This is a genomic window from Pseudonocardia sp., assembly GCF_025465255.1.
In the GTDB taxonomy this organism is placed as follows: Bacteria; Actinomycetota; Actinomycetes; order Mycobacteriales; family Pseudonocardiaceae; genus Pseudonocardia.
The window spans coordinates 1-9,781 of sequence record NZ_JAODNI010000186.1; the positions used below are offsets into that span (position 1 = coordinate 1).

9 protein-coding genes and 1 pseudogene are annotated in these 9,781 nt (G+C 70.8%); 4 read left to right on the forward strand and 6 right to left on the reverse strand.

All coding sequences use genetic code 11. From position 1 onward, the window contains the following. Together JWP64_RS22575 and JWP64_RS22580 are read left to right on the forward strand one after the other, a co-directional pair. Positions 1-412, forward strand: a 412-nt coding sequence (locus JWP64_RS22575) for a hypothetical protein (RefSeq protein WP_297500512.1), incomplete at its 5' end; no start/stop codon positions are given. Positions 413-812: 400 nt separating this feature from the next. After that, positions 813-2,576 (forward strand): SulP family inorganic anion transporter, encoded by a 1,764-nt coding sequence (locus JWP64_RS22580; protein WP_297500515.1) that lies wholly within the window; start codon positions 813-815, stop codon positions 2,574-2,576. Between the two features lie 46 nt (positions 2,577-2,622). Here the strand turns inward: JWP64_RS22580 and JWP64_RS22585 are convergent, their stop codons facing one another. From JWP64_RS22585 to JWP64_RS22600, 4 genes are all read right to left on the reverse strand, one after another. Then, the gene (locus tag JWP64_RS22585) at positions 2,623-3,051 is read right to left on the reverse strand and encodes a DUF1622 domain-containing protein (RefSeq protein WP_297500518.1); all 429 of its coding nucleotides are present in this window, start codon (positions 3,049-3,051) and stop codon (positions 2,623-2,625) included. 293 nt (positions 3,052-3,344) lie between these two features. Continuing rightward, positions 3,345-4,265 (reverse strand): HAD family hydrolase, encoded by a 921-nt coding sequence (locus tag JWP64_RS22590; protein ID WP_297500522.1) that lies wholly within the window; start codon positions 4,263-4,265, stop codon positions 3,345-3,347. Continuing rightward, complete coding sequence (locus tag JWP64_RS22595) at positions 4,262-5,368, reverse strand: formylglycine-generating enzyme family protein (protein WP_297500526.1); 1,107 nt, start codon at positions 5,366-5,368, stop codon at positions 4,262-4,264. The genes JWP64_RS22590 and JWP64_RS22595 overlap by 4 nt, the downstream gene beginning before the upstream one ends. Next, a complete protein-coding gene (locus JWP64_RS22600) occupies positions 5,369-6,883 on the reverse strand; it encodes an arylsulfatase (protein ID WP_297500530.1) in 1,515 nt (504 codons plus the stop codon). A gap of 847 nt (positions 6,884-7,730) precedes the next feature. Between JWP64_RS22600 and JWP64_RS22605 the strand changes: the two genes are divergently transcribed. Next, positions 7,731-8,141 (forward strand): hypothetical protein, encoded by a 411-nt coding sequence (locus JWP64_RS22605; RefSeq protein ID WP_297500533.1) that lies wholly within the window; start codon positions 7,731-7,733, stop codon positions 8,139-8,141. A gap of 335 nt (positions 8,142-8,476) precedes the next feature. Here JWP64_RS22605 and JWP64_RS22610 read toward each other — a convergent pair whose 3' ends face one another. Beyond that, on the reverse strand, positions 8,477-8,668 hold the full coding sequence (locus JWP64_RS22610; RefSeq protein ID WP_297500536.1) for a hypothetical protein: 192 nt from the start codon (positions 8,666-8,668) through the stop codon (positions 8,477-8,479). A gap of 177 nt (positions 8,669-8,845) precedes the next feature. On the opposite strand from JWP64_RS22610, the gene JWP64_RS22615 reads away from it, so the two are divergent. Beyond that, entirely contained in the window at positions 8,846-9,358 is a 513-nt protein-coding gene (locus JWP64_RS22615) for a L,D-transpeptidase (protein ID WP_297500539.1), read from the forward strand. Here JWP64_RS22615 and JWP64_RS22620 read toward each other — a convergent pair. Next, positions 9,323-9,781: pseudogene (locus JWP64_RS22620) on the reverse strand (hypothetical protein); the annotation flags it as partial. The gene JWP64_RS22615 and the pseudogene JWP64_RS22620 sit on opposite strands and share 36 nt — an antisense overlap.

The window sequence follows — 9,781 nt, forward strand, 5'->3', positions numbered from 1 at the left end:
CGCCGAGGACCGCGCGGCCGAGGCGCAGGACGCCGCCGGGGCCGCCGCCGCGCGTGCGGTCGAGGCGGACCGGGCCGCGGCCGCCGAGCGCGCCCGCGAGTCCGCCCTCGAGGAGGAACGGGCGCAGCGCCGCGGCCTCGTCGAGGACCACCGCATCGAGCCGGCCGCACGAGACACCGCGATGGCGGCGCTGCGCACCGAGCACCAGGCCGAGCTCGACCGGATCCGCCGCGACGCCGCCGACGCCCGACACCAGGCCACGGCCGAACACCCCGAGACCCTCCGGGCGCTCCGCGCCGACCTCTCGACCGCGGCCGAACGCCGCGCACCGAGCACGCCCGCCAACTCGCCGAGCTGCACCGCCAACTCGGCGCCGCCGATCACGAGATCGAGGCCCTCCGCACCCGCCTGACCACTAACCCGGCAACTACCGCTGGCCACGGGTGACCTGTCATTGAGGTGGCTGGGCGGCCGCAAGTACGCCGTGCTGAGCGCCGTCATCCGCCGGATGTCGAGTCCGGGGCGGGCACCTGCGCAGAGCCGCGATGACGAAGGGTGCCGGCCCGCCACCCTATGACCGGTGCGCCCACCTGCACCAGCTCAGCCAGCGTCTATCCGTGGGGCATCGAGCCATCGCCCGCAGAGGGTGAGGACGCGGACCCCCGCCCCCAGGACAGTGGACCCCGACCAGGACAGTGGACCCCGACGCGGCGCGAGAACCGGGGGTGGGCGGGCATGAGCAGCAGCGCGGCCGCGCAGCAGGTGGGCGCGACGGCGGGCGAGCGCCCCGCTCCGCCGACCGGGGGCAGACCGTGACCGACGGCGGGGGGCCGAGTAGAGCGGGCGCCGACCGGTTCTCCCTCGCCGACGCGGTCCCGCTGATCGGCCAGTTGCGCGGCTACTCGAAGCGCGCGCTGGGCCGCGACGCCGTGGCCGGGCTCAGCATCGCGGCCACACTCGTTCCGCAGGCACTGGCTTACGGTCAGGTGGCGGGGCTGACACCGGCCGCCGGCCTCTACACCGCGGTCGGAGCCGCGCTCGCGTTCAGCCTGGTCACCTCGACCCGCGTCGTCGTGGTGGTTCCGTCGTCCACCCTGGCCATCATGACGTTCGCGGCGGTCCACGGCCCCGCCGCCGGCGACCCGCGCAAGGCGGCCGCGCTGGCCGGGTGCCTCGCCGTCCTCGTGGGGCTGCTGTGCGTCGCATCGCCGCTGCTGCGGATGCAGCGGATCTCGGATCTGCTCTCCGAGCCGGTGATGTTGGGGTACCTGGCCGGGTCCGCGGTGGTCATCTTCGCCGGACAGCTCGGTGTCCTGATCGGTGTGCCGGCCAAGGGCGAGGGAGCACTGCCCAAGCTCTGGTACGTGCTCACCCACATGGGGCAGGCCCATGTGGTCACGGCGATGGTGGGTCTGGGCGCGGTCGCCGCGCTCCTATTGCTGCGGCGGTACCGGACCCCGGTACCGGCCTCGCTCATGGTTGTCGTCGCGGCAATTGTGGCCTCGGCCGTCTTCGGCCTCGGAGAGCGGGGCGTGGCCGTGGTCGGTGCCGTCATCGGGGGCGCGCTCCTGCCGGGGATCACCGGGGTGACCGGCGCGGAGGTGTGGGGGCTGCTCCCGGCCGCGTCCGGGATGGCGCTGATCGCGATTGTCGAGACCGTCTCTGCGATCCGCGCGACGGCGGACCCGGGCGCGGGACGCGTCTCGCTCGGGCGGGAGTCGGTTGCCCTGGGTGCGGCGAGCGTGGCCTCCGGGGTGTTGGGCGGGTTCGCCCCCTCGGGAAGCACTTCCAAGAGCCAATCGGCGCGTAGCGCCGGCGCCCACTCGCAGCTGTTCCAGATGGGAACCGTCGTCGTCGTCCTGTTCGCTCTGCTCAGCGGCGGACCGATATTCGCCCTACTCCCACTCACCGTGCTCGCCGCTACCCTCCTCGCCCTCACCGTGCCCCGGCTCATCGACGTGCCGGGGTTCCTGCGGTTGTGGAGGGGCTGGCGCGGGGAGGCCGTCCTCGCACTGCTCACCGCGACCTGCGTGGTCGTGTTCGGTGTCCTGTACGGCGTGCTGATCGCGGTGCTGCTCGCCGCCGGTCAGATGCTCCGCCGGACCGCGTACCCGCACGACTCGGTCCTCGCCGTCACCAATCCGGACGAACCGGCCCGCGAGGTCGACGAACACCAGCTTCCCCGAACCGACGTGCTCATCTACCGGGTCGACGCACCCCTGTTCTTCGCCAACATCGGCCGCGTCACGGACCGGATCCGCACGCTGACAGCGACCTGTCAGCCCGATCTCCGGTACCTCATCCTGGACGCCGAGGCGGTCTTCTACCTGGATGCCAGCGCCGCCGACAACCTGGCCGAACTCACCCTCGACCTGCACGGACGCGGCTGCGAACTGCTGCTCGCCCGCGTGCGGACACCGGTGTTGGCGACGCTGCAGGCCAATCCGTACCGCGACGGCGCGACACGTGACCTGCGCGCCTTCCCCAGCGTCCGCCAGGCCTACGCCTACGCGCACAAGCAGCTCGAGCTGCGGGGTGAAGCTGGTGAGAACAAGACCCAGCGGTCAGAGGAGTGAGGGTTGTCGCCGGTCGGGCCGACCAACAGGTAAACGGCCGGGCAACTCAGCGGCGGCTGGCCTGACCAGTTGATCCGTCTCGCCTTGCCGGAACATCGTCACTGGCCCCAGACAGTTGCCTGCTTCCACCGACCAGCGCTCTGCGCCACGGCACGACGCCCTCCATCTCGATCTCCAAAGAGAAACTGAGGAACGTCCGGATCAGTACGATCAGCCCGAGGACAGCCACGCTCTGCAAGGACGGATCGACGGCAACCGTCCGGATGAGATCAGCGGCCACCAGCACTTCTATTCCGAGCAGCAACGCTCCCCCGAACGCTTCCCGTAAGGTCTGGTAGGCGTCTCGCCCATGCCGCGTTCGCCGCCAAGTTGCTACAGCAAGGACAAACGCCCACGTCAGGCCCAGCACGAGAATCGCGGCGCCGACCAGCTCGAAGGCCTGCGCCACCCGATCCATGATCTCGACGTAGGTCATCTTCTAGCCCTGCCCCGAGTCGAACATGGCGATCGGGCCGCACCGCCGGTCGCGTGACCGGCCGACCTCGGAAGCCCCGGAGCCCTGTCACCCATCGTCACTCCCGCCCTCGACGCCCTCACCGCAGGACCCGACGATCGCCCGGTTGGACCGTCGCGTCGCCACCCGCGGCCGGGTGACCGCGCGTCATTGCTCGAGCCCCCGAGGCATCCCCCAGGAGCGGCACAGGAGCGAGACCCCCGGGACGGTGGACCCCGGCGCGGCGCGAGAACCGAGGGCTGCGGGCATGATCTTCAGCGGAATACCTGCGTCCAGTCGCGGGCGATACTTGCCACGGTCCAGTCGAGCCGGCGGGCGACCTGCCGGATCGGCTCGTCCTCGGTGAACGAGGCGGGCTTGCTGGCGTAGGCGTACTCGCGTTCCGCGTCGTCGTGGTCGACCAGCAGCGCCAGCGAGGGGCCCTCGGCGGCGGTCACGTACTCGAGCATGTCCCGGTCGCCCGCCGAGTTACCGGCCGCGAAGATCGGTCTGCGGCCGAGGTGGCGTTGGATGTTCGAGATCTTCGCCGGGCCCTCGTTGGGGTCGCCGTCCAGCTCGGTGGTCCGGACGAGGACGGGCCGACCGTCGCGACGCTGCAGCTCATAGGTCACCGCGGTGCCGACGACGCCTTCCGGGTCGACGCCGTAGAGCTGTCGGCTGATGGCACGGACGAATTCCGTTCCGCCGCCGGTCACGATGAAGGCGCCGAAGCCGTGCGCGCGCAACGCGTCCAGCAGCTCGAGCATGGGCTGGTAGACCATTCCCGTGTAGGGGATGTTCCGCTCGGGCTGGATCTGGGTGGTGACGAACTCGCGGGCCCGTGTGTCGTATTCCTCCGGCGTGAGCCCGGCGAAGAGCTCGGCCAGCGCGAGTGCGATGCGGGACAGGCCGAGCGCGGTGATGGCGGCCCGGTCTTGGTGCAGTAGCGCCCGGTACTCGGCCCGCTCCGCCAGCTCCGGGCGCTCGCTCTGGGCCCGGCGCAGTTCGTGGAGGAAGAAGTCGAGCTGAATGTAGCGCGGGCGCTCGCACCACAGCGTGCCGTCATTGTCCAAGACCGCGACCCGGCGTTCCGGGGGCAGGTCGCGTGCGGCTTCGAGGAAGGTGAGCAGGGCGGAGCGGGTGGGGCCCGGGTTCCAGGACTGCAGCAGGGCCGTCTCGGTCAGTGTGTCGGTCATGGCGTTCCCTCGGTCAACGGGGCGAAGCGGACGACGCAGCGGAAGCCGATGTGGCTGGTGCCGGTGTCGACCATCTGGGGTCGGCGCGCGGCGGGGCGGTAGCGCCGGCAGTAGTTGTCGGCGCACAGGAAGGAGCCGCCCTTGACGACCCGCCGCGGTGTCCGAAACTGCGGCCGTCCCGGGTTGTCGGGCTGCGTGGTGTCGTAGCTGTCGTGTCGGGTGCCGCCGCGAGGATTGCGCGGCACGCAGCAGGGGGAGGCGGCGTCGGCGGGGTGCTGCTCGGTGTACCAGGAGCGGGTCCATTCCCAGACGTTGCCGGCCATGTCGGAGAGCCCGTAGCCGTTGGGCGGGAAGGACCCGACCGGCGCGGTGCCGGTGAAGCCGTCCTCGCGGGTGTTCTGCCACGGGAATTGCCCGTGCCACCAGTGGGCCAGCAGCCGGCCATTCGGCCGCACCTCGTCACCCCAGGTGTAGGCGGCGCCGTCGAGACCCCCGCGGGCGGCGTACTCCCACTCGGCCTCGGTCGGCAGGTCCTCGCCCACCCATGCGGCGTAGGCGGCGGCATCCTCAAAGGCGACGTGGACCACGGGGTGGTCCATCCGCCCGGCCAGGGTGGAGCCCGGGCCTTCCGGGCGCCGCCACTGGGCACCCGGGGTCCACCCCCACCACTGGGTCAGGTCGCCCAGGTCGACCGGACCCCCGGTGGGCCGGAAGACCAGCGACCCGGGCACCAGGTTCTCCGCGGGCGCACCCGGGAACGCTGCCGCCTCCACCGGGCGTTCGGCCACCGTGCGGTACCCGGTGGCGCGCACGAACCGCGCGAAGTCGGCGTTGCGCACCGCGCAGGTGTCGATCCAGAACCCGTCGACGGCGACCCGATGCGCGGGGGCCTCCTCCGGGTAGTGCGCGTCCGAGCCCATCCGGAACACCCCGTCGGGCACGACGACCATGCCCGACGGGGCCCGGCCCGGGGCGCCGGTCCCCCCGTGGCAGCCCGGGCCGTCCCCCCGCCCGGCGGGGCCCTCGCCCGGTCGGTCGTTCACGGTGGTCGGCATCGTCATGCCCGACGGGCTGCGGGACGCCTCGACGCTGCGGTCGCCCATCTAGTTGCCCTGACGCTGGGCCGCCGCCTTGAAGATCTCGTCAACCATGCCCTGCGGGTTGAAGTCGGGCGGCGCCTGCCGCGGCGGGAAGTCCTCGAACGTCGCCGCATGCTGCTGCATCAGGTAGGCGGAGGGCATGACCGTCCACAGCTTGTCCCCGGCATAGACCGGGTAGGACGGGGCGTCCATGTGCTGCTCGAGCGGATCGTTGCGCAGGTTGACCGGCCGCGGGATCGTGGGTTTGACCGTTGCCCCCGCGAACCAGTCATCCTTGACCTGGAAATGGACCTTCCAATTGTTGTAGCGGATCGCGAACAGCTCGGATTCGCCGTAGTAGAAGAACTCGTGGCGCGGTGACTCGTCGGTCTCCCCGGTCAGGTACGGCAGCTGGTTGTAGCCGTCGAGGTGGACCCGGAACTGCTTGTCGCCGGCCTGGTAGCCCTCCAGCAGCCGGTCCCTGACGTCGGGCACACCGGCCGCCGCCATGACCGTCGGTACCACGTCCTCGTGTGACACGATGCCGTTGAGCACCTGACCAGCCGGGATCTTGCCAGGCCAGCGGATCACGAACGGTGCCCGGAACCCGCCCTCCCAGCCCAGCCCCTTCTCGCCGCGGAACGGCGAGGTGCCGCCGTCGGGCCAGGAGAACTTCTCCGCACCGTTGTCGGTCGTGAAGATCAGAATGGTGTTGTCGGCGATGCCGAGGGTGTCCAGCTTGGCCAGGAGCTCGCCGACCACCCAGTCCAGTTCCTGCATCCCGTCGGCGTAGAGGCCCAACCCGGTCTTGTCCCGCCACCGCTCCGACAGGTGCGTCCACACGTGCATCCGGGTGGTGTTGTGCCAGAGGAAGAACGGCTTGTCGTCCCGGTGGGCGCGCTCGATGAAGTCCAGCGAGTGCGCCAGCAGGTCGTCTTCGACGGTCTCCATCCGCTTACGCGTCAGCGGCCCGGTGTCTTTGATCGTTTGCTTACCGACGCGGCCGAACCGCGGGTCCTCGGTGGCGTCGTCCACGTCCGTGGCCCGGCAATCCAGGACCCCCCGCGGGGCGAAGAGCTGCTGGAAGACCGGCAGGTCCTTGGGGTAGTCGGGCTGCTCGGGTTCCTCCTCGGCGTTGAGGTGGTAGAGGTTGCCGTAGAACTCGTCGAAGCCGTGGACGGTCGGCAGGTACTCGTTCCGGTCGCCCAGGTGGTTCTTGCCGATCTGGGCGGTGGCGTAGCCCAGGGGCTTGAGCAGCTCGGCCAGCGTCGGGTCCTCCGGCTGAAGTCCCTGCTTCGCGCCCGGCATACCCACGGTCGTCAGACCGGTGCGCACCGGCAGCTGCCCGGTGATGAACGCGGCCCGACCGGCCGTGCAGCTCGCCTGGGCGTACGCGTCGGTCAACAGCGCGCCCTCGGTGGCAATGCGGTCGATGTTGGGCGTTCGACCGCCCATCAAACCGCGATGATAGGCGCCGACATCGAACCAGCCGACATCGTCGGCCAGGATCATCAGAACGTTCGGCCGGTCCGTTGCCATCGTGGTTCTCCCTCAGATCGGTACCGCGGACAGCAGCGGCCGGCCGCCCCGCGAAGGGCCTCCACGCAGCGACCGACCTCGGCAGGGAGCACGGTGCCCGGCCGCTGACGCCGGCCGCATCACCCAGCGAGGGTGATTACCGTCGGGCGGCCCACAGAAGCTCGCCCCGCCGACCGGATGCCGTAGAGCAGTCGACCGGACGCCGTCGAGCAGCGCTCCGACCCGCGGTCACCACCCCACTGCCCGGCCGCGGGTCCTCGACGCGGCTGGCCGCCGGATCTACTCAGCCAGCGCGGGTGCCTGTGTGGCATCCCTCGACCTGGCAGCGCCCGACCACGCGTGCCCCGGGGGTCGGTCTTCGACCGACGTTGACAGGCATGAGCCGCCTCGAGCTGGCGGCTTCGATGAAGGTCAAGACGAGTGCTCACTCGTGGCGGGTGATGCCACCGGGGCCCAACTCGGTGATAGCCCGTGTCTGGGCGCTGGTCGCGGCGGCCGACATGCTCGTGTGGCTCGTCATGTCCGCACGACTCTGGCGTCTGGGGCGGGCGTGGAAGCCGGGCCACGGCAGCAAGATGCGATGGGCACCGCCGGTGCTCTATGTCGCACTGGCGGTGGCTGTCTGCGTGCTACTGCGGGCATTCCTCGCCGTGCCCTTGACGCCGCCTCTGCCTTTCGCGTTGGCGGCGCGAGGGTGGCTGCTGCTGATCGTGGGTCTGGTCGCAGCCGGACCCGCGGTGCTGGGCCTGTGGCTCGTCTACCTCCGGCTGCGGGACCTGCGCGAGGTACCCCCGCGTCGGGACGCACCACCGGTCTCCGGCGACGCCATGCACGAGTTCCGCGCTCTGTGGGGTACTCGCAACAGTGCCTCGTCGGTCTGGTCGTCATCGGCACGACGGCCATGTTGGCGATCGGGTTCCCGGGTAAGGCGCTGCTGGCCACCGGATACTCGCCCGCGCAGGTACCCGGCGCCTGGCTGCTGGTGCTCGGAGGCTTCCTCACCGCGGTCGCGGCTCTCGTCTACGTCCCGTTCGTGGTCGCCTGGCGCAGCTTTGTCGCGCAGCTGGTGCAGGCCGTCTATCCGCTACCCGAGTCCGGCCTCCCGACCGATGAGTGGCTGGGGGACCGGAATCGGCTGCGGCGTTTCCTTCACGGAGACGCTTCCCTGAAGCAGACCGCGGCAGGAGTGTTCGGGGTCCTCGCGCCGTTCGGCGGAAGCCTGCTGAGTCTGATCATCCCGGAACTCCACGCCGGGTGATACGAGGAGGCCACGGTGTGCGGGAACCCGCTGGTGATGGCCTCGGGCAGGCCGGTGAGAGCGATTGCTTCAACGGGGACTTCCGGCGGCGGTCGCCCCCTGCGAGGGGTTCTGGAACACCTGGTGCCGTTCGTCCCGGGAGCCGGCGATGACCAGCGCGGAGCCGACGGACGTCCGCCTCTTCGAGGCCGGTACCGGGCACGGGGACCGGACGGACATCGGGGTGCAGTCGCGGCGGGCCCTCCGACGGCAGGCGTCGTGCTCGTTGAGCGCCGGGGCGAGAAGGCCCAGCTCATCGGCGCGTCTGAACACTTCCTTCCGCGTCCGAATGGCGCTCACGCCCGGTCGGCCAGCGCCTCGCCTCGGTCCTCGGCATTGGACGCGCACTGTGCGGAGCAGAAGAACCGGCCTCCAGCCTGCACACCGCGCCCGATGATCCTGCACCCGCAGTGCTCGCACACCGGCGCCATGCGGTGCATGGCGCACTCGAAGCTGTCGAAGACGTGAACTGCGCCCTGCGCGTGCACCTCGAACGCTCGCGACGCCGGGGAGTAAGCGCATCACCCCGCTGGGCAACCTGTCTGACGCGCGGACGTCTACCTAGTGAGGAACGACCGTCATGCCGGACGCGGTCGGGGGCGAACGCGGCAAGGAGCAGCAGGGCGATGAGGGTGCGACGAACTGGGACGCGGCGGCTTTTGGGTGTGGGCGGGCTGGGGTTGGCTGTTCTGGCCACCGGGCTGGTGGCCGGGCCCGCGTTCGCCGAGTCGCCCGCGGCGGCGGCGGCTCACCGCGAGCCGATCGCGGAGGGCACCCCGTGCTCGGTCAGCGCGAAGGCGTGCGTCGATCTGGAGACGCAGCGGGCCTGGCTGATCCAGGACGGGAAGATCATGCGCGGTCCGGTGCCGATCGCTTCGGGCGGCAATGGCGAGGAGACCCCGGTCGGGCACTCGTTGCGGGTGTACCGCAAGGACAAGGACCACGTGAGCCAGGAGTCCCGGCTGCCCAACGGCGACCCGGCTCCGATGCCCTGGTCGGTGTTCTTCCAGGACGGCGGCATCGCCTTCCACAGCGGTGACCCCGCTCGATCGTCCGGTGGGTGCATCCATCTCGAGCCCGCTGACGCCGAAGCCTGGTTCAGCTACCTGCAGATCAACGACCAGGTGCAGGTCGTGAACGCTTCAGAAGAACAGGCGGCACGAGCACAGCAGCAGTAGCTGAAGCGGGGCCTGCACCGCAGCGCTTCTAGGCAGTGGGTGCTGCTTCCAGGAGCGCTGGGTGGCCGTCCGCTCGCCCGGATCCAGGCTCAGCCCGTGGCTGTGCTCGCAGCCGGGTAGCCGGACCCGTCTTGTGACGGCGAGTGTTGCCGGGTCGATGGCTGCGAGTTCGTCATGGCCCTGCACCGCCACGAGCATCTGATCCCCAGTCGGATCGTAGGCGACGTTGCCGACCTCCCCACCGAGCGCGACCGTGCCGCGCGCTGCTCCGGTGACGGCGTCGATCACGGTCTCGGAACCGCCGGTCTCATTCGTTGTCCAGATCGCGCCCCGGCGCGGGTCATAGGCCAGGCCGTCGGGGTACTCGCCGGTCGGAGTGCGGGTGAGCACCTCGCCGGTGTCCTCGTCGAGTCCGACCACGAG